General features: G+C 35.7%; 18 protein-coding genes. 3 read left to right on the top strand and 15 right to left on the bottom strand.

The genetic code is table 11. The annotated features are described in order from the left end of the window. Positions 1-21 precede the first annotated feature (21 nt). From BC781_RS10135 to BC781_RS10100, 8 genes are all read right to left on the bottom strand, one after another. Positions 22-603 carry a Crp/Fnr family transcriptional regulator gene (locus tag BC781_RS10135; protein WP_109617193.1) on the bottom strand — a complete coding sequence of 194 codons (582 nt, stop codon included), beginning with the start codon at positions 601-603 and terminating at the stop codon, positions 22-24. A 6-nt stretch (positions 604-609) separates the two neighbouring features. After that, positions 610-1731, bottom strand: a complete 1122-nt coding sequence (locus tag BC781_RS10130; protein ID WP_109617191.1) for a serine hydrolase domain-containing protein — start codon at positions 1729-1731, stop codon at positions 610-612. Between the two features lie 54 nt (positions 1732-1785). Next, positions 1786-2601 (bottom strand): class D beta-lactamase, encoded by an 816-nt coding sequence (gene blaOXA / locus BC781_RS10125; RefSeq protein WP_109617190.1) that lies wholly within the window; start codon positions 2599-2601, stop codon positions 1786-1788. A 122-nt stretch (positions 2602-2723) separates the two neighbouring features. Then, the gene (locus BC781_RS10120; protein WP_109617187.1) at positions 2724-3089 is read right to left on the bottom strand and encodes a DUF2200 domain-containing protein; all 366 of its coding nucleotides are present in this window, start codon (positions 3087-3089) and stop codon (positions 2724-2726) included. A 37-nt stretch (positions 3090-3126) separates the two neighbouring features. Beyond that, positions 3127-3669, bottom strand: a complete 543-nt coding sequence (locus BC781_RS10115; RefSeq protein ID WP_109617185.1) for a TrmH family RNA methyltransferase — start codon at positions 3667-3669, stop codon at positions 3127-3129. A gap of 268 nt (positions 3670-3937) precedes the next feature. After that, positions 3938-6154: a catalase/peroxidase HPI gene (katG, locus tag BC781_RS10110; RefSeq protein WP_211323774.1), complete on the bottom strand. Its 2217-nt coding sequence runs from the start codon at positions 6152-6154 to the stop codon at positions 3938-3940. Positions 6155-6482: 328 nt separating this feature from the next. After that, complete coding sequence (locus tag BC781_RS10105) at positions 6483-6863, bottom strand: MazG nucleotide pyrophosphohydrolase domain-containing protein (protein WP_109617181.1); 381 nt, start codon at positions 6861-6863, stop codon at positions 6483-6485. A gap of 28 nt (positions 6864-6891) precedes the next feature. Next, positions 6892-8091 carry an erythromycin esterase family protein gene (locus BC781_RS10100; RefSeq protein WP_109617180.1) on the bottom strand — a complete coding sequence of 400 codons (1200 nt, stop codon included), beginning with the start codon at positions 8089-8091 and terminating at the stop codon, positions 6892-6894. A 274-nt stretch (positions 8092-8365) separates the two neighbouring features. On the opposite strand from BC781_RS10100, the gene BC781_RS10095 reads away from it, so the two are divergent. Next, positions 8366-9706 (top strand): MATE family efflux transporter, encoded by a 1341-nt coding sequence (locus tag BC781_RS10095; RefSeq protein ID WP_109617178.1) that lies wholly within the window; start codon positions 8366-8368, stop codon positions 9704-9706. A gap of 3 nt (positions 9707-9709) precedes the next feature. On the opposite strand, the gene BC781_RS10090 is transcribed toward BC781_RS10095, so the two are convergent. Beyond that, positions 9710-10513 (bottom strand): arylamine N-acetyltransferase family protein, encoded by an 804-nt coding sequence (locus BC781_RS10090; RefSeq protein ID WP_109617176.1) that lies wholly within the window; start codon positions 10511-10513, stop codon positions 9710-9712. 153 nt (positions 10514-10666) lie between these two features. Further along, positions 10667-11446: a GIN domain-containing protein gene (locus BC781_RS10085; RefSeq protein WP_109617174.1), complete on the bottom strand. Its 780-nt coding sequence runs from the start codon at positions 11444-11446 to the stop codon at positions 10667-10669. Positions 11447-11891: 445 nt separating this feature from the next. On the opposite strand from BC781_RS10085, the gene BC781_RS10080 reads away from it, so the two are divergent. Continuing rightward, complete coding sequence (locus BC781_RS10080) at positions 11892-12605, top strand: hypothetical protein (protein ID WP_109617172.1); 714 nt, start codon at positions 11892-11894, stop codon at positions 12603-12605. A gap of 447 nt (positions 12606-13052) precedes the next feature. Here the strand turns inward: BC781_RS10080 and BC781_RS10075 are convergent, their stop codons facing one another. The 4 genes from BC781_RS10075 to BC781_RS10060 all read right to left on the bottom strand — a co-directional run bounded on the left by BC781_RS10075 (position 13053) and on the right by BC781_RS10060 (position 17592). Further along, a complete protein-coding gene (locus tag BC781_RS10075; protein WP_109617169.1) occupies positions 13053-13895 on the bottom strand; it encodes an SDR family oxidoreductase in 843 nt (280 codons plus the stop codon). Positions 13896-14000: 105 nt separating this feature from the next. Further along, positions 14001-14411 (bottom strand): phosphoribosyl-AMP cyclohydrolase, encoded by a 411-nt coding sequence (locus tag BC781_RS10070; protein WP_109617167.1) that lies wholly within the window; start codon positions 14409-14411, stop codon positions 14001-14003. A gap of 82 nt (positions 14412-14493) precedes the next feature. Next, on the bottom strand, positions 14494-15099 hold the full coding sequence (locus BC781_RS10065) for a GTP cyclohydrolase (RefSeq protein WP_109617165.1): 606 nt from the start codon (positions 15097-15099) through the stop codon (positions 14494-14496). Positions 15100-15186: 87 nt separating this feature from the next. Further along, the gene (locus tag BC781_RS10060) at positions 15187-17592 is read right to left on the bottom strand and encodes a TonB-dependent receptor (RefSeq protein WP_109617163.1); all 2406 of its coding nucleotides are present in this window, start codon (positions 17590-17592) and stop codon (positions 15187-15189) included. 376 nt (positions 17593-17968) lie between these two features. Between BC781_RS10060 and BC781_RS10055 the strand changes: the two genes are divergently transcribed. After that, a complete protein-coding gene (locus tag BC781_RS10055; protein ID WP_109617161.1) occupies positions 17969-18379 on the top strand; it encodes a Fur family transcriptional regulator in 411 nt (136 codons plus the stop codon). Between the two features lie 64 nt (positions 18380-18443). On the opposite strand, the gene BC781_RS10050 is transcribed toward BC781_RS10055, so the two are convergent. Then, positions 18444-19382, bottom strand: a complete 939-nt coding sequence (locus BC781_RS10050; protein ID WP_109617159.1) for a CobW family GTP-binding protein — start codon at positions 19380-19382, stop codon at positions 18444-18446. Between the last annotated feature and the right edge of the window lie 28 nt (positions 19383-19410).

Genomic DNA, 19410 nt, shown 5'->3' with positions numbered 1-19410 from the left:
ACCGAGTTCTCTTGACGATCGTCAAGAATGCAGTTTCTTGTACACTCTTGCTTTTATGCGGCTCAATGTTTCGGGAGAAACACCTAAGAATGATGCAATGTATTGTTGAGGTACACGCTGAAAAAGCTCTCCTTGAGTTTCAAGAAGATCAAGGTATCTTTCTTCTGCCGATTTGGTGACAAATGAGGCAATCACTTTCTGACAGGTAATCAACTCATCTTCGGTGGCAATACGGGCAATGACTTCAAATTTGGGAGCTTTTTCATGAAGGTCAAGCAACTTAGATTTGGTGAAAACATAAATCTCCGTCTCTTCAATTGCTTGATAACTTTCAATGGCAGGGACATTATAAGTAAAACTTTCTCCCGCACAGATAAATTTACCTTCGGTATAAAAGAATGCAGTTTTATCATTTCCATCTACATTGTAGAAAAGCCGTACACAACCTTTTGTGACAAAATAGATTTCATCAGATATTTTTCCTTGCTCAAAGATGACCTCATTTTTCTGATAAACTCTTTGCTCAACAGTGTTTTGGAGCCAAGTAATATCTTCTGAATTAAGAGGAATATAATGATTGATGGAATTTATAAGTTCTTGCATATCCTTTTATTGTGGAGAAGAAATGGCTTTGGACAAAATCTGTAATTCCCAAAACCTTTCAATTTCTAGGTTTGAAAGAATAACAATTGTCAAATCATGTTCTAAAGCGATGGTAAGTCTAGCTCTAAAGCCTGGTTGTTCTCCCGAATGTTCTATGATTTTTCCTTCTAACCCAATTTGAGAATTAAGAATAGACCAACCTAGTCCATAGTGATTTCCCCAAGCATTAGCCTTTTCGCCACTTTTGAGGTATTGGATCTCGGTAAGTTGTTCTACAATATTTTGAGAAAGAGGATAGGTATTTTTTAAGGCTTGACTCCATTTTAAAAGATCTGAGGCTGTAGAAATGACAGAACCATCTCCATAAAATCCACCTAGCCAATACACCAAATTAAATTGAGGTAATTCTTCAGCTCTGATGAATTTCTTTGTCGTTTTATCATAGACATACCCAAGAGCAAGATTATCTCCTTTAATCGTTCGAATGTCGGTGGTGAGTTCTGCTGTTGTATGATACATTTGCGCAGGAAGAAAGAGGTTTTCTTTCATAAATGTATCATAGGATTTTCCACTTAGGTTTTCGATCAGTGAAGCAAGAAGACAGTATGAAATATTGCAGTATTGCCATTGCGTTCCTGGTTCAAATTCTAGTTTATACTTTTTTGATTGTAACATTTCAATCATTTTCTGATTACCATTGACAATCGTAGTATTCATGTCGTTAGTCATCTTTGGAAAAAACTCGGGTAATCCAGAAGTATGATTGAGCATTTGCCTTATGGTAATACCCTTGAAAGGAAATTCGGGAAAATAATTTACAAAGGCGGAGTCTATGTTGAGCAATTCTCTTTCTTGAAGAAGTAAAATTGCACTTGCGGTAAATTGTTTTGAGAGAGAAGCTATTTGGAATCGGGTAGAGTCATTGAACGATTGATGACTTGAATAATTCGCTTCCCCAAAGGAATTTTTATATAAGATATTTTCTCCTTTTGCAATCAATACTTGTCCACTAAATTTATTAATCTTATTTAGACTATCGAAGTAATTATTGACATAGGTTGCATCGATTTTTTGTCCGAAAGAAACATGTGTGGAAATGATGCACAGAAAAAGTATCCAGTTTTTCATAATCCCTAAAAAAGTATGCAGTGAAGTGAAGTTTATGATTAACGACGGTTTACGCTATAGAATTTTCAAATGTTCTAAGGCTTGAAAAACAAGTTTCTTTCTCACTGAAGAGAAGTTTTTCATGTCGAATTCAGGTTTTGGTTGTACGTTATTAGCAAAGAAATAGACCTTGTTTCCTTTTTTAATATATCCGACAAACCATCCATTATTTATATTTTTATCGGTTGACCAACCTGTTTTTCCACTTAACTGATACGCTGAATTTTCTTCGATAATCATTATTTTTTTCATGATTACCTCTGTTCTTGAACTAATTGGAAGCTCAGACTGATAAAACCGCTTTAGGAAATCGATTTGCTGAAATGGACTGATTTTAGAATTTCCTCTTAACCAAAACAAATCGATGTTTGAAGAATCGACCTCCATGTTTCCATAATCTAATTTGTCCAAGTATTCGTTCATTCTTTTCACTCCTATTTCTCTAGCAATTTCTTGATAGCAAGGAACACAAGAATAATGAAAGGCATTTCTGAAAATGAGGTCTTGTTCCCAAATCTTCATAGCTCTTTTTTCTCCATTCCACTTGAACAGTGTACTATCATTTTCAACAACACCTGTTTCTAGGGCTATGATCGAATTCGGGATTTTGAAAGTTGAAGCTGGTAAACTTCCTATTTTAGCTTTTTCAGAATCACTTGTGTAATACTTATTCTGATCTAAATCATAAATTAGGATTGCTCCTTCAAGCTTTGCTGAATCAAGTAATTCTTGAAACTTCGTAACGATGATTTCATTACTCTGTTCATTTGTGTTTTCATGAGAACACGAAAAGAATGGAAGAACAAAAAGTACTAAAAAGGAGAATCTCATTTGTGTGATTTTAGTCAGGTATTTAATGATCTGAATTTATAGATAAGGATTGAAGGATGCGAAGTTTTTCGATGTACGACTTCGATATGTACATCAATCGCTGTTCGGGGTTAAAGGAAAAGTTAGGCTTTTCTTAAGATTTTTTCCATCTTTTTACCTTTAGCTAATTCATCAACAAGTTTATCAAGATAACGAACTTGTTGAGTAAGTGTATTTTCAATCTCTTCAACTCTATAACCACAGATTACACCTTTGATAAGCTCTGCATTAGGATTGATTGTAGCTCTTTCAAAGAAAGTTTGGAAAGTCACATTTTCCTCCATTAATTCTTCAAGTTTCTTTTGATCAAAACCTGTAAGCCATTCAATCACTTCATGAAGTTCGTCTAGTGTTCTCCCTTTCTTTTCAACTTTAGTGACGTAATGAGGATAAACAGACTTAAAGGTCATATTGGCTATTCTATCGTCGTGTGTCGCAGTCGTTTTCATATTATAATCTTTTTAGTAATATTATTAGAAGATCAATTTACTTTAGATCAACCAAATTTGCTAATCGTCTTTGTTTGGTAATTTCGTATAATACTATTCCTGTGGAAGTAGCAAGGTTTAGGCTGTCTACTTGTCCAAACATTTCCATTTGAATACAAAGCTCACTTTTTTCAATGGCAAGATTGCTAATGCCATCAGATTCATTCCCAAACCAAACCGCTAATTTTTCTTGGGTATAAACTCCTTCGTGTAGAATAGCATTTTTCTTCCCTTTGATGTATGGAGAGGTTACAACCGAAGTGTAATGATCCTTTTCTAATTGCTGAAGACATTCTTCTGTAGAGTTAAACCTGTTTACTTCAGTCCATTTGATTGCTGAAACAGAATGTTTGAGTAAAGATTTCCGTTTTCGCATTTCTTCCAAATTATCCTCTAACCTTTTCTTGCTATCAACAACATAGAGTTTTTCCACTCCTAAAGCATTCACATTACGGATTACATTTCCGATGTTCATGATGAAGTTAGGTTCTTCAAGTACTGCAATTAGGTTTTTACAGATAGTGTTCGCTTGTCTAGTCATTAGAAATGAAATGTAATTGAATAATTGAAGGTAAAGATACAGAGAAGCTAAATAATTTATGGGTTGAGGGTTAAAAAGAAACCTGTAGAGGATGACTCTACAGGTTTGCCCAGTGCTAAAACTACTCCTCTATTATAAGAATGAGTTTCTGATTTTTACATTACACTATCAAAGGTTGAGTTTTCATGATAAATAAATGTTTAAATCTTACCCAAGTGTATAAAATCAACACTGAAGTGTCTCATTCAAGTAGTAGCTTTTACATTGTTTATTTTTGAAGATCAAATCGGTCAAGGTTCATCACTTTAGTCCAAGCAGAAACGAAATCATTGACAAATTTTTCTTTGGCGTCACCGCTTGCATAGACTTCAGCTAATGCTCTCAGTTCTGAATTCGAGCCAAATATCAGATCGGCACGTGTAGCTGTCCATTTCAATTCTCCTGTTTTACGGTCTCGTCCTTCAAATTCTTCTTTGGTATCTGAAGTTGGTTTCCATTCTGTGCTCATATCTAAGAGATTGACAAAATAGTCATTGGTCAAAGCTCCAGGATTATCTGTGAAAATCCCTTTTTTAGACTGATCGTAGTTGGCATCTAAGGCCCGCATTCCTCCAACTAAAACAGTCATCTCGGGAGCAGTAAGCGTAAGTAATTGTGCTTTGTCTATCAACAGTTGTTCTGTACTGTAGGTATAGTCCGTCTTTTTATAATTTCTGAATCCATCGGCCATGGGTTCTAATACCGCAATAGAAGCTACATCGGTTTGTTCTTGAAGCGCATCTGTACGTCCTGCGGTAAAAGGAACTTCAACCTTTATTCCTGCTTTTTGTGCGGCATCTTCAATTCCGACCGAACCTCCGAGTACAATTAAGTCAGCCATTGACACTTTCTTATTCTTAGATTTTGAGTTGAAGTCTTTCTGAATTTCTTCAAGTTTAGCCAATACCTTATTCAGCTGTGTTGGCTGATTAACTTCCCAATTTCTTTGAGGTTCAAGTTGAATACGCGCACCATTTGCACCTCCTCTGTTGTCAGAACCTCTGAAAGTAGAAGCAGAAGCCCAAGCTGTGCTGATCAGTTCTTGAGTGCTTAGTCCCGAACTAGCGATAGCTTTTTTCAATTCATTGATATCATTTTTATCAATTATTTTATGATCAGCTACAGGAATTGGGTCTTGCCAAATGAAGTCTTCTTTGGGTGCTTCTGGTCCGATATAGGTAGAACGAGGTCCCATATCTCTGTGGGTGAGTTTAAACCAAGCTTTCGCAAAGGCGGCTTCAAATTCTTCTGGATTTTCAAGAAATCGGCGAGAGATTTTTTCGTAGGCAGGGTCTTCACGCAATGCTAAATCTGTGGTAAGCATTGTCGGAATGTGTTTTTTGTCTGCATCAAAAGGATCTGGAAATTTAGCTTCCGAATCTTTCGCTACCCATTGGTGTGCTCCTGCCGGACTTTTTGATAATTCCCACTCATTATTAAATAAAGATTTGAAAAAACCGTGACTCCATTCCGTTGGTGTTTTGGTCCAAATCACTTCAACTCCCGAAGTAATGGCATCTCCAGCCATTCCTGATTTGTATTTACTCTTCCATCCGAAACCTTGTTCTTCGATACTCGCTGCTTCGGGTTCTGGTCCAACATTAGAAACAGGACCCGCACCATGTGTTTTTCCTAATGTGTGTCCGCCAGCAATAAGAGCGACTGTTTCTTCGTCATTCATTCCCATTCGTCCGAATGTTTCACGAATGTCTCTTGCCGCAGCCACAGGATCAGGATTTCCGTTAGGACCTTCGGGGTTTACATAAATCAAACCCATCTGAACTGCAGCCAAAGGTTTTTCTAACTCTCGATCACCTGTATAGCGTTTATCTTCGAGCCATTTACTTTCAGGTCCCCAATAAACATTGCTAGCAGGTTCCCAAACGTCTTCACGTCCTCCTGAAAATCCAATAGTTTCAAAACCCATAGCCTCTAGTGCTACATTTCCTGTCAGAATCATCAGATCAGCCCATGAAATTTTACTACCATATTTCTGTTTTACAGGCCAAAGTAATCGGCGTGCTTTATCTAAGTTTGCATTATCTGGCCAACTATTGATGGGTGCAAAGCGTTGTTGTCCTTCTCTTGATCCTCCTCTACCGTCGCCTGTACGATAAGTACCAGCAGAGTGCCAAGCCATACGAATAAATAGCGGACCGTAGTTTCCGTAATCGGCAGGCCACCAATCTTGAGATTCGGTTAATACTTTCTTGATATCTTCTTTCAATGCTTCATAATCTAAACTATTGAAAGCCTCTCTATAATTGAAATCTTCTCCCATTGGGTTTGACATGCCAGAATTCTGACGAAGTACACTTAGATCTAGTTGATTAGGCCACCAATCTCTATTTGTTTTAGGGTCTGAGCTAACTTCAGATTTACTTGATGTAGTGGTTTGTGAAGAAACTCCTTCTGTATGAATCACGGGGCACTGTCCTTGATCCATACTCGATTGCTGCCCATAGACCGTTATGGAAAAGGTCAAGCAGATGAATAAGTAGATGTGTTTCATAGTTCTACAGTTTTTGGAAAGTCAGAGTGGTACTCTGATTAAAGAATGTGTTGTTTACTTGAAAACACTGATTTTCTGTAGAACATTTAGAAAGGGTTAATACCGAAAGTATTGAAATGAAAAAATCCACTTAATTATATCTTAAGTGGATTTCGTCGTTTCATTTTTAGGGTGAAAATCTTTTTAGTGACAATGAAAATACTTATTGTTCTCCGTTTTTTCTATCTGATGAATTATAAAAATAAGAACAGTCAGAAAGTGATTAACTGCTTTTACTTTTTTCCAAATCAAGTTCTTCGGCAAGGTCAATTTTCTGTTTTTCTTTTACTTCAGCCCATGATTTTCCAGATTCAATGCCCAAAATTCTTTCTTCGTATTTCTTACAAGCACGCTCTAAAACAGCCGTAAGCTTGATACCGCGTTCTTTTTCCATCGCTAAAAGAATATTCATATAGTCCCAAAGAATATCGCCTAGTTCATCTTCAAGATAGCAATCTCTATTTTTAGGGATTTCTTCCAAGACTTCTTCTACCTCTTTTTTGATTTCTTCAAGATAGGTAGATGAACCATTCGACCAATCGCTATTTTGATCTATGATAGATTTGCGTTGTGCAATGTGAAGTAGTTTTTCAAATTGTTCCATAGTAGTTGAAGTATAAAACTATGACAATCTAATTAATCAACATGACTTCTTCTTCTTTAGTACAAGGAAACATAGTTTTAATGTAAATTACACTATCAAAAATATTGAACCAGTTTCTTTTTTCAGACCAATGTTTAAGTCCCTTCATAGTAAACTTTGTTCTTTTTCCATTAAAGCTTTTTAAATCGAGAAAGGCTTGTTCATACCCTAAGTCCTCAATTCTTCTTTCAAGGGCAATTTTATGAGGAGGCATTACTTTATAGTTTTCAGAGGTCTTGAATGCCCAACCTGTAGAACCTTCAAGAGATGTGAATGCAATTGAATACATTTTGTCTCCTAGTGATTTGTAGGCTTCATTACCTAGACTAACTTTTTTGGGGCCAAGTCCTCTGGCAATATGGAAATTGTGAGCCCAAACAATGATTTTCTTATTAGGAAAGCGTTTCTCGGCTAACCAAATCAAATTATCAGCCATATACGTATCTCTAATATTCAATGTGTTATCGAATTTAGTACTCTTGCGCATTTCAGCAAAACCCTTTAGGTTATGTAATTCTTGTTTCCAAAAATTATCTTTAGTGTATGTATTTTGTAATTTTTCAATTGTAGTAAAGAAGGTATTCCATTCTTCTTCATTAAAGGTGGTTGGATTATTATTTTTGGTTAGGGTATCTAGTACTTCAAAGAATTTTTCTTCTTCTTGAATTTTCAAATTGTTTTCACTTATGAATTGCTTAAAATTCGGTGAATACTCTTCATTAAAGTAATTCTGCATATCAAATCCGGTGATGAAAAGCGGATTTTCAGATTGTTGAGTTTCTTTGATATATGAAAATATAGGTTCACACTCTCCACACTTTGTCCATATTGGAAAGATGTCTTCATATGCATCTTGAAAGTTGAGTGAGTCTTTTTCAAAGGCGCCTTGTAAGTCATAGAAATTACTTTCGAAGGCGATGATGTCAAAGCCACATTCTTCATGTAAATACTTCACAAGTCGGGCTTTCATTAGAAATGTAGCTGCATCTCCATGATCTTGTTCTCCGAGCATTACGACTTGAGCTTCTCCAATCGCATTTTTTATGGGTGTAAGATCATCATCATTTTCATAGTTGAGATCAATAGATTTGAGTTCAGTAGTATTGGTATTGATATAAGATTTGAATTCTTTTTGAGCCATTAATTGCAGAGGGCAAAGAAGCAATAAAAGAAAAGGTAAGTGTTTCATAATGATTAAGATGTTTATAAAATTATTGTATAAGAGTTTATGATACTGAATCTAGTATTTGTTTGATGTCAATTTATATTCTTTGACTTTTTATAACTTGAGCAAGGCATTTATAACGTATCTTAATAAAAGCGAACAAAGAATTATTCTAAAAGAATAAATTTCCAATTTCGCGCAACTTTTAAGTCTTAGGATATGCTATTTCATTAAGCGATTGAAAATGAGAGGTGTATTTTGAGTTTGAGTGTTCGCTGGATTTTAAAGCGCACGAAATATGGAAGATAATAATAGGGTATTGGAAGGGAAGGTCGTAAGGGTGTTTTTCACTTATACCGTTCCCGTGATTCTCGGTTTGGTGGCAGTGTCATCGGCAGGGATCATTGATGGAATCTTTTTGGGGCATTATGTGGGTACAGATGGACTAACAGTGGTTAGTATTTGTGCACCAATTTTACCTTTCATTGTTGCGTTTGATATATTGCTGTCTACAGGGGGAGAAGTCTTTTGTGGAAAATATATTGGGGAGGGGAAGTTTAAGAAAGCTTCTCAGATTTTTAGTATGGTTTCATATCTGATTTGGTCAATCAATTTGATCATGATGATCTTGGGACTTACGTTTGTAGATGAATTAGCTACTTTTCTTGGTGCAGATCAGAGAATTCACGCAAAGGTTGTCGATTACCTCAGTGTGATTATTATGTGTATTCCGTTCTTATCTAGTTTCGGGCTTAGTTACTTTGCTAGAGTAGATGGTTTGCCTAAACGCTCTTCACTTTCTCTGATTATGACAGGAGTGCTAAATGTGATTTTAGATTACATTTTCATTGGTGTGCTAGACTGGGGTGTGGAAGGAGCTGCATGGGGTACTTCCCTATCGTATTTATCTATTCCAATTTTACTAATGCCTCATTTCTTTAGTAAAAAAGGGCATTTGAAGTACGTTCTACCAAATAAGCATACTTGGTCTGTTTTAAAAGATATTGTATACAATGGTTCTTCGGAGTTATTGAGTGAGGTTTCGGGAGGTCTTCTTTTTTACCTTACCAATATTACAATGATGAAGTATTACGGGACTAATGGAGTGGCAGCTTATTCCGTTATAGGTTATTTGTTATACTTCAATATTATGGTTTGCTACGGGCTTTCAGATGGGGTGAAATCCATTATTAGTATCAACTATGGAGCAGAGCTTTTCCGTAGAGTAGCTAAAATGGGACGCTTGGCTATTGCCAATGTATTGGTATTAGGCTTAGTTCTGGTTTCTTTGGTAGTTTGGCATTCAGATTCACTGGTGTTGGTTTTCTTGAAAAAATCGAATACTGAAGTGATTGCCTTGGCGCAAGAGCTAGTCATGATGGTTTGGCCAGCACTGCTATTTATTGGGGTAAACTTGATCTTGTCGTCTTACTTTACGGCAGTCCATAGCCCAAGACCATCCTTAATTATTTCATTGAGTAGATCATTAGTACTTCCTATAATATTTATCATAATTCTAACCAAATTCTTCAAAGGTGAAGGTGTAATTTATGCGCTGATTCTCTCAGAGGCAATTACGCTACTTATAGGTTTATTTTTACTGCAAAAACAAGGTCGACTCAAGGCTTTGGCGACCTAAGTCTTATTCGGGATGATAAGGTTTTAGCTGTTCGTATTGAGTGTTAAGTTCTATTCCAAAATGTTCTTTTAAAGCACTGATGTAAGATTGATTTTCTTCTAAAAAGATGATTTCTTCCTTACCATTCAGTGCTTTTCTAATTCTACGATTTAGCAACGTGATTATTCCATTCTCTTTTCGGATAACTGCTACTCTAGACTTTGTGAATAATGAGTCAGGACTTGTAGAGGTATAATGATTTCCGTAAGCGATATCTCCTTCACAAACATGATTTAGCTCAAAGCTGTATAAATCTTTCCAACCATTCTCATATTTTGTTTGTAACATGTAACCAAATAGAGCTGTATTTACGAGTTTGAAAGACTGATCTTGAAAGGAAAATTCTGAATTACAAACAAGTGGAATAGGCATAGGTGGTGTATTTGAACCAAAGCCAGCATCTACAATATATTTTTCTTCTCCAAAACTGACTAAGGTAATTTGATGTCCTCGTCCTGTGGGCTTTCCCGAAAGGTGTACTCTACCTAATAAGGCTCTAGCACTGAAATCAAATGACTGAAGAGCTAAAAGTAAAATCCCGTTTAACTCAAAGCAATATCCTCCTCTTTTCTGTTTGATCAGTTTATTGAACAAGTGATCAGAAGATAGATTGATGCCTTTGCCAAGACAAATATCAAAGTTTTCAAAAGGAATACTTAAGTGTTGTGCTCTATGAATAGCTGAGAGCGATGGTAATGTTGGTGTGATTTCATCAAAATAGCCAATACGCAATCTATATTGTTGTTGGTCAAAGTAAAAGTCAGTCATACAGTATGAACTTGATAGTATCAAATGTTTAAGGTGTATTAGGTCTAAGATATGGAATTTTTTAAAGAGAAGTAAAATGGTGTTTGGGAAGGTTTTAAGAGAGTTCAAGGAACCTTATCTCTGTTTTTTAATAAGGCTCCTTGTAGAAAAATATTAGTTGATAGGCTCAATTGAGCTAGAGCCACTCGTTGAAACATTTACGGAAGGCTGCCCTCCGTAGCGTATTTGACTAGACCCAGAGATTTGACCATCAATGGAAAGTTCTACTGTGATTGTCAGATTAGATGAACCGCTCATATCAACTTCCAATGATTCGGTATTGAAATCAACTCCTTCAATATTCGAGTCTCCGCTCATGTCTATTTCCGTAGATTGGCTTGTTCCCTCTATATCAATTGATGTATTTCCACTCATATCAATTTCCGTTTGAGTAGTGCTATGAATGATATTAAGTTTAGATTCTCCACTCATATCTATTTCAAGCTCTTCTGAAAAAATAGAGTCTAGGTTAATGGAAGACAAACCACTTTGTTTAATGTCTAAATCATTTAGGTCTCTGAAGGGAGTAAGTCCAGTGATTTCAGCCTTTCCTGAAGCTCTCATTTCTTTGAGGGTGCTTAAGCTGATTTCTAAAATCAATTCTTCAAAAGAAGAAACATTTCGATCAAATTTAATTGTAAGTATTCCATCATTGTTTATGCGATATTCAAGGTTATTCAAGATATTTTCTTGTCCTGTTGCTGTAATAGATGTTGAATCATCTTGCGTAATCATGACTTGAGCTGGAACTCGTATATCCAAGCCTTGAAAATCGTTAGAAATATCAACCTCCCGTGTAATACTTTCTCCTGAACCATTGATGTCATCATCGTCATCACAAGACCAAAAGCAGAAAAGTGATAAAAGGATAGAGATTTTTAGTAGAGTTTTCATTTGTTAGTTTGTTTAGTTTTTGACATAAAAAACAAACAAGATCTAGGCTTTAATCATTGATTAAGACTTTAAAAAATGGCTTTCGTAAAGGAATTGAAAAACTGAATCGTATTTTTTTATAAAATGGATCTCGATTTTTCTTTTAAAGGTTGAAAAATAACATGATTACAGCTAAGAATATTCTTATCTGAAAGAAGGATGGGAGTATAACAATTTAGAGTATAAATTGCCCTACTCAATTTTTTATATTTAGATGTAACATAGGTTATTTTAATCTATTTTAATTAAGCTTAACTATCGGTGTTTCTTATTGAAATATAATACTTATTAGTTTCATTCTTAATATCTTAATAACACTAACCATTTATGCGATATAGTCGCGTATGAGCTCGAAAAATCTACCTTTACATTTAAAACCTTATTAACTTTACAACCATTTTATAGCATGTTACAAAGAAAATTTGATCAAGTAGTTAAAAAAGAATTTCCTAATGCTAAAGATGCGAAAGACACCTCAATTCATTACTTAGGGAAAATGCAAATTGAACATCAACTTGATGTTTCAAAAGTACTCATGGCTACTTCTGTATGTTCTGATGATATTAACGTCCCATCCACTACTTTTTTTAATGTCTTGTTTGGTCCTTTCTCAATGGGCGGATTAGGAGGTCTTCCATTTGTTGGTCAGACAGGAATGACCGCATTTGCTCACCACGTCCCTGATGAAGGGAGTGCTTTCATTTTTTACGGTCCACATATAGGAATTACTTTAGATGGTGAATTGGGGAAAATGTATCGACCAAGAATGGAGGAAACAGGAAATTCTTGCGGTGCTTTAATGCTTGCCCTAGACCGTTTTCAAGATGAAGATTACGTTCCTGTAGTCAATGAACCTGACTATCAGCAAATGAAGTTGGAAGAAAGTTTATTACCGTATCGAGCAGAAATATTAGGAAGTGATAATCCGTCAAAAGCAATCACAGAAGCAACTTATAGAGTTATTGATGAAAAAATCCATGAACATCTGAAAACGTGTAAAGAGGAGTTTAATGTAGATAAGGTAACTCTACTGGGGGGGATAATTATTAATACAGATTATGGTTTGGATGATTATTTTGATACTCGAAACTTTGAAGTGATCGATTTGAATACGCTATAATGGAAAAAGAATAAAGGGCATTTTCTATGCTCTTTATTCTTTTGATTAAGTACTAGGACATATTAATTTGGGTAATTTCGATTTTCATTCAAATTGATCGTCTATAGTGGGAATTATTGTTCATTGATTTAATCGTAGTCTTCATTTTTCCTTGATGAAAAACGAAGCAAAAAATCAAGTCCCATTCAATCTTCTTCCCCACAAATCAGCGCAAGCTCCGCACGATGGGACAAACAGCCCCCTTATGCGTGTTTGCGGGTTGTTCGCCACAAAAGCGGAGAAGTATGGCTAGTGGGGTGCCCGTTTTTTATGTGGCTTGATTTTCTTTGGTTCGTTTCTTTTATCAAGAAAAGAAATGAACACTACAACTAGAATAAGCAATACAATCGCCACTGTGCATGAATTACTATGAATGGAAAATAAAACCATTTTCTTTTGTCCACCTACTTAACCTATTTGTTTTAATGCTTCTTTAATAGAATTAGCTATAGGTGTAGTTGGTCTGCCTAAAAGTTGTGAAAGTTGTTTTCCATCTTCAAACAAATCTCCTTTTGATGCACTGATATCACTGTTGGCTAGCATCTGAGCAAAACCCTCAGGTAGTCCTGCTTCTTTTAGAATATCTGCAAATACGGACTCGGGTAAGTCTTTATAAGGAATATCATTACCTAATTGATTAGAAATTTCAGCTGCAAATTCACTAAGGGTGTAGGCAGAATCTCCTCCTAGTTCAAAGGTTTTCCCTTTGTTACTTTCATCAGCTAAGACATTTGCAGCAGCTTCGCCATAATCAGCTCTTGCCGCTGAAGATATTTTTCCATCTCCAGCACTGCCTATAAATGCACCATTTTGAAGTGCACCTCCAATTGATACGGTATAGTTTTCACTGTACCAACCATTTCTAAGTAGTGAAAAAGGGATATCAGATTCTTGAAGCATTTTTTCAGTCTCAACATGTTCGGCAGCTAGCGAAAGAGTTGAACTGTCTGCTCGTAATACACTCGTGTAAACAATCCATTCTACACCAGCTACTTTTGCTGCATTTATCACATTTCTATGTTGTTCTGTACGCTTACCAACTTCACTACCCGAAATAAGTAATAATCTGTTGATACCTTTGAGAGCATCGACTTGTGTTTCTGGTTTACTATAATCAAATGTTCTAGCTTCTACACCCAAAGCTTCTGCTTTTTGAGGGTTTCGCACTAAAGCAATGATATTTTCGGTAGGAATTTTTGTTTTAAGGTGATTTACAACAATACTTCCAAGTTGTCCTGTAGCTCCTGTTATAGCTTTTTCATGTTAGTAATTTTGAGTTAGAAGGTTTTAATCAAAGCGAGTAACAAGTCAAAAGAGACGCTTAGTTCTTGGAAGTGATATAGAAAGTAAATTGCTCTATTTTAATTCTTTGATGAATGCTAGCTTTTTTTCTTCTAAGTCAAGCTCTCTGTAGAAGCAGGTTTTACGATGTTTGCCTTCTTGGTCATAGGTATGACACGAACCCGAACCTTGTAATGTCACTTGAAATATTAGGGCATCTTGATCACAGTCTACCAAGATTTTTTCCATTTTCAGAAAGTCTCCAGAAGTTTCTCCTTTTGTCCAAAGTGAATTCCGAGATGTAGACCAAAAAGTAGCTTTACCAGTTTTTACTGTGATATCAAAAGCTTCTTGATTTACAGAGGCAAGCATTAAAATTTGTCCAGTTGAGTACTCTTGTACGGCTACAGGAAGTAAACCGTTTCTTTTCTCAAATTGAAGATCGCAGTTAAGTCCTTCTTCGAGTTCTATGATTTGTTTGTCCATAGTTTGCAATAAAAAAAACTGTACATAACTATACAAGAAATTATATCTCAAATAGTTTTAGTACAGTTTTAAGTTTTATTGATTACTCAATATTTAATACAAAAGTTAAATCAATATCTGTGTCTCCATCATTAGCTCCTGTATCACCAGATTTGATGTCAGGTTGATGTTGAAGTCTTACTCTGAATTCACCCTCTTCTAGGATGTCAGTAGAAGTAGTCCAAGAAGTGGATAAGCCAACAGGATTTCCATTGTCATCAGTGTCATCGTAATTGATGTCACCATCAGGATCGTCGATGTTACCACTTCCAGTAGGGTCGCTAAAAGCATCCTCAGTGAAACTAAAGAAGAATTGGTGCTCATCATCTTCATCTGCAATTTCTTCACCAATGTCTTCTGGATCGTTAGGATCGAGATTATTCAGAATCTCAAAGGTAAGCGTGTAATCGGTATCCGTACTTAGATTAATACTGTCAAGTACTTCTAAGTCCGCGACTCCTTCTCCATCTGGGTCTTGAGCTCTTGCTGTTACTTCAGTACCATCAGTAGCCGTGAAAATCAGTTTCACATCTGTGATGACCTCCAATTCATTTTCTTCTGGTGGAGCATCATCATCGTCATCACAACTAGTAATTGCGAGTCCGAGGAACAAAAGTAGGTAGAGTCCGAATTTGTTTAATTTTTCCATGGGTTTGATTTTTAGGTAAATAATAAGTGAATATTTTTTGGGTTGTTTTGTTCATTTCCTTCGTTACCTATTTTCTAGTCTGAATTTTTAAAGAAGGTAGCGAACAGTGAATAGAAAATTTATACCCGGTTCGTCAGCGAAATACCTCATTTCATTGAGATAGTTTCGATAACTATTATTCAACAGATTTTGAATTGAAAAGCTATTATCAAATCGTCCGACTTTAAATCGATACGAAAGGTCTAACAGAAAGTATCCGCTAGGAGCATCTTTGAAATCAAATATTTCAGAGTCGGGAGTGAGTTCTACATCACCATTTATAATATCTTCTGGAGGAATTGTTCTTGGTGCTTGAAATTGCTCAAAGGTATAACTAGCACTGAGGTTCAATTGAGATTCGTTGAATGTCCAAAATCTTGGAGTATCCCACGTCAATCGGTAAGAGTTCGTTAGAGGTGGTTGATTGATAAGAACCTCGTTATCTTCAATATTTCTAGACCATAAATAACTGATTGAATATTGTCCATTCAGATTTTGAAGCCATTGTTTTCTCCAAGTAAAGTCGCCACCAATAAAGAGTGCATCTACTTGATCATAGATAAAAACAGGTAAAGGCCCTCTGACTGTACCTGTAATACCTGCAGGACGTTCGAAAATAAAATTTTGAATGTAATGTGAATAAGCTGTGATGACAAAAGTGTTACTTTCTTTTTCCATACGCCACTCATTTATCCATTTAAGCCCATTTTCAGGAGAAACATCACTGTCATCAAGTTCGAGAACCTTATCTGTTTTGAGCACTCCATCTTCAACGCGGTAACGGAGTAATCCAAAGGTGGCTTTGAAGCCATGCTGACCAAAACTATAGAGTTCTGCCATGTTAGGTGTTCTCCAAGCCGAACCAAAATTTGTTCGGAATGTAGCAAAGTCAGATAGTTCTCGTATGAAACCAAAAGAAAGTGTGAGGTTTGTGAAGGTATATTCATCTCTAAATATATCTTGATTGGTTTCACGCCCTCTTACATTATTAGATTCTGTGTCCACTCTCAAGCCAAATTCAAATGTATTTTTCCCCTTTCTTAAGCTTTCAATGACAAAGGCACTGTATCGGGTTGAGTTGTAGTTTGGAATGAAAGGTGTAGTATCTGTTCCTGGATTGTTGTCATTATTCTGGGTGAAAAGCTGTAAACCTACAAGTCCACTAAGGCTGCCCCAATTTGGGTGCTTCCATTCTAATTGGTAATCGGTAGTCAGTAAGTCAAGGTCAATAATGGGTTTATTTGCATTTCTCCTGACATCAAATTCTTGTCTTTTATTGAGCTGAACACCCGATAAAAAGGTGAATTTATTGCTTTCCTTATAATTCCAATCAATCTTTATTTTTCCTAAATGGTGAATAGTAGTCTGGTTTGGTGCATTGATTTCGTATGAAAATGGCTCAATGAAAAGTGGTTCATCTGCATTTATTGCATTGATAAACGCTGTGCCACTTTCAAAAACCGATGAGCGTAAAAGTGCCAAGTCTTGATCTACAAAACTGTAGTACAGATTGAAATCCCAGTCTTTAAGCTGATATCTACCGCCTGCATGAAAAGCAACTTCTTCTTTTCCCGAGTTGGTTAATGAGTAATCAGGGGCAAATCGGTCACCTATTTTAGTGTAGCTTCCTCCTAAATGATAGCTCCATTTGTCACCGCCTTTACCAAAGTCTAGTGAGCTAAACAGACCTCTACCGTTGGTCTGGTAACTGGCAGTAGCATCCAAATTAAACGGCTCTTGAAAATAGAGTGGAGCAGATTCTATTAAGAGAACTCCACCTAAGGCTTCAGGGCCATATTTTACACCAGCAGCACCTTTTAGTACAGTTATATCTTCAGCTGATGATAATGAAATTTCGGGAGCATGGTCTGTTCCCCAATTCTGAAAACCATGTTTCAAACCGTTATTCAATATGAGAATTCTATTACCGTATAATCCATGAATTACGGGTAGCTGTACATTGGCACCAGTAGAAACTAATGTAACTCCGTCGATATTTGATATTGCAGAGGCTATAGATTGAGTGAAATCACGTTCTAGTAAATCTTTATCTATTGTTTGATAAGAAAGTGTTTGAATACCTTGATCTTCCTTCTTCTGTGCTTTAATGACCACATCATCTAATTGTCGAACTTTCTGTGTTAGATAAATATGTGGTGTTTGTCCTTTATGGTTGTAGTCTTCACACACAGAATCACAATAACCATAGCAAGAAATAATTAGTGTACGTTGATTTTCACAGAGTCCTTTTATTTCGAAATCACCTTGAATGTCGGTGATGGTAATCTTATCTGTTCCCCTTACTTTGATGGTCACATAAGGTATTGGCTCTTTCGTTTCTATATCTAATATTTTTCCTTTGATAGTGGAGGTACATGGATTTTCTTGAGCGAAGGTGGGAGGACATAAACAGATTAGTACGAACACTCCCCAGAAAAGCTCCAATAACTTCATAATTTTATAAAAACTCTTTGCTGAGATAGAGTAATGGGTTTAAGAGCCTTTTTTAACTTTTAGAGATTATGAGTATAACCTAATTCCAATGATATATTAGTTCATCTCAACTTTTGAAATAGTTATAATTATTCCCTGAACTAATCTCAAAATCTTTCACCGTAATTGCTCCAAATTTCAATTTCTATTCAGATAATTGACGATTAAGGTTTACGCACACACTTTTAAATATCAGGTTAACTTCATTTCTATTAATGTAGTAAATATTTACTATTAATGCGACCTTGTTGCAAGTATAAAAGCATAAATTAAAATGCGACATAGTTGCAATAGTTGTTTAATCCTCTTTTTTTTGTAAAAAATAATAGTTGGATAAATGATAAGGCCTGAAGACCTACTTAATCAGTATAACCTCAGAAAAACTGCGTTTAGAATTGAGTTATTGACCTATTTTGATAAAACTAAACATGCATTAACCGTAAGTGAAATTATAGCTAGATCAGACGGTAAAACCGATAAGGCTACGATTTACAGAACGCTCATGACTTTTGAGAAATCGGGTTTGATACATAAAGTACCTGATCCTAATAATAATGCTAGATATGCACTTGAGTATACTGAAAATTCAGAAGTTAAAAACCATGCTCATTTTATATGCCATTCATGTAAAAAGACTTTTTGTATGAATGATTTGTCAGTTCCATCTATTGAGTGTAAAGAAGGTTTTGTGGTGAAGGTTTCTAATTTGACTTTAGAAGGCGTTTGTCCTGAATGCATAAAAAAATAGCATTCTGAAAATTGAATTTCAAAATGCCACTTGATAGAAAGTAATGTGATTATATCATTAAAGGCTACAAGAAACAGGATTTTAGCATTCTGTCAAAACCTTTAGATTGAAGATTTTTACCGATAAAAACAAACTTACTTTTTCTTTCATCTCCTTCATTCCATGTCTCAGCTTCTTCTACATATAAAGATTTCATGACTGATTGAATGACAAGTTTATTTGGTCTTCTTGAGTCATTAAATACACCTTTGAATCGATAAACATCAGCTGATTGTACAATTAGAAATGTGTACAAACGTGAGAATAACTTTTGTTCGTCAAAGGCTTGATCATAGACTAAAGTAATTGCTTCAAAATGATCATGTTTTGGTTTGTGTTCAGATGGAAGGCTAGGACTTGTGCTCAATTCATCTGATTTCAACAATTCAGCTATAGGAATAGCAGACTTACTACCTGTATGTAACTGAGCAAGCGGATTGAAATCTTTTACTAGTTTTTTGATGCTTTGTAATTCATCCTCAAGAACTTCTTCCGTTTTACTGATATAAATTTTATTTCCGAAAGCTAATTGAGTTGCCGCTGTTTCAGATACTTTCAGTTGACTTTCTATATTTTTGGCATCTGCAATAGCGATAACATTCGGAATTTGGAAATACTTCTGTAGCCATTGAAGTTGTTTGAATGGCTCAATGATACCAGCAGGGTTCGCAATACCGGTGGCTTCAATAATCAGTTCATCCCAATCGTCTCTTTGAGAGATTTTACGGAGTGTATCTACAAAGCTGTCATTGATAGAACAGCATATACAACCATTATTTAGCTCAGTGAAAGAATCTGTATTTTTTACAATGAGTTCTCCATCAATGCTGATTTCACCGACCTCATTTTCAATAATTGCAAAACGGCTGTCCTTCTTAGACCTTAGAATGGCATTAAGTACAGTAGTTTTTCCTGCTCCTAAAAAGCCTGTAAGTATCGTGACAGGCTTTGCATTTGTATTCATTTTTTTAAGTTAGTTTTAATGAAAACGA

Source organism: Sediminitomix flava, assembly GCF_003149185.1.
GTDB classification, from domain to species: domain Bacteria; phylum Bacteroidota; class Bacteroidia; order Cytophagales; family Flammeovirgaceae; genus Sediminitomix; species Sediminitomix flava.
This window is presented reverse-complemented; position numbering and strand designations above follow the sequence as displayed.

What these genes read in the sequence shown, in the direction of transcription:
- BC781_RS10120 (WP_109617187.1), bottom strand. Translation starts at nt 3,089, where the DNA reads ATGAAAACGACTGCGACACACGACGATAGAATAGCCAATATGACCTTT.
- BC781_RS10100 (WP_109617180.1), bottom strand. Translation starts at nt 8,091, where the DNA reads ATGAAACACTTACCTTTTCTTTTATTGCTTCTTTGCCCTCTGCAATTA.
- BC781_RS10115 (WP_109617185.1), bottom strand. Translation starts at nt 3,669, where the DNA reads ATGACTAGACAAGCGAACACTATCTGTAAAAACCTAATTGCAGTACTT.
- BC781_RS10105 (WP_109617181.1), bottom strand. Translation starts at nt 6,863, where the DNA reads ATGGAACAATTTGAAAAACTACTTCACATTGCACAACGCAAATCTATC.
- BC781_RS10070 (WP_109617167.1), bottom strand. Translation starts at nt 14,411, where the DNA reads ATGGACAAACAAATCATAGAACTCGAAGAAGGACTTAACTGCGATCTT.
- BC781_RS10060 (WP_109617163.1), bottom strand. Translation starts at nt 17,592, where the DNA reads ATGAAGTTATTGGAGCTTTTCTGGGGAGTGTTCGTACTAATCTGTTTA.
- BC781_RS10095 (WP_109617178.1), top strand. Translation starts at nt 8,366, where the DNA reads ATGGAAGATAATAATAGGGTATTGGAAGGGAAGGTCGTAAGGGTGTTT.
- katG (WP_211323774.1), bottom strand. Translation starts at nt 6,154, where the DNA reads ATGGATCAAGGACAGTGCCCCGTGATTCATACAGAAGGAGTTTCTTCA.
- BC781_RS10085 (WP_109617174.1), bottom strand. Translation starts at nt 11,446, where the DNA reads ATGAAAACTCTACTAAAAATCTCTATCCTTTTATCACTTTTCTGCTTT.
- BC781_RS10055 (WP_109617161.1), top strand. Translation starts at nt 17,969, where the DNA reads ATGATAAGGCCTGAAGACCTACTTAATCAGTATAACCTCAGAAAAACT.
- BC781_RS10135 (WP_109617193.1), bottom strand. Translation starts at nt 603, where the DNA reads ATGCAAGAACTTATAAATTCCATCAATCATTATATTCCTCTTAATTCA.
- BC781_RS10080 (WP_109617172.1), top strand. Translation starts at nt 11,892, where the DNA reads ATGTTACAAAGAAAATTTGATCAAGTAGTTAAAAAAGAATTTCCTAAT.
- BC781_RS10130 (WP_109617191.1), bottom strand. Translation starts at nt 1,731, where the DNA reads ATGAAAAACTGGATACTTTTTCTGTGCATCATTTCCACACATGTTTCT.
- blaOXA (WP_109617190.1), bottom strand. Translation starts at nt 2,601, where the DNA reads ATGAGATTCTCCTTTTTAGTACTTTTTGTTCTTCCATTCTTTTCGTGT.
- BC781_RS10090 (WP_109617176.1), bottom strand. Translation starts at nt 10,513, where the DNA reads ATGACTGACTTTTACTTTGACCAACAACAATATAGATTGCGTATTGGC.
- BC781_RS10065 (WP_109617165.1), bottom strand. Translation starts at nt 15,099, where the DNA reads ATGGAAAAATTAAACAAATTCGGACTCTACCTACTTTTGTTCCTCGGA.
- BC781_RS10050 (WP_109617159.1), bottom strand. Translation starts at nt 19,382, where the DNA reads ATGAATACAAATGCAAAGCCTGTCACGATACTTACAGGCTTTTTAGGA.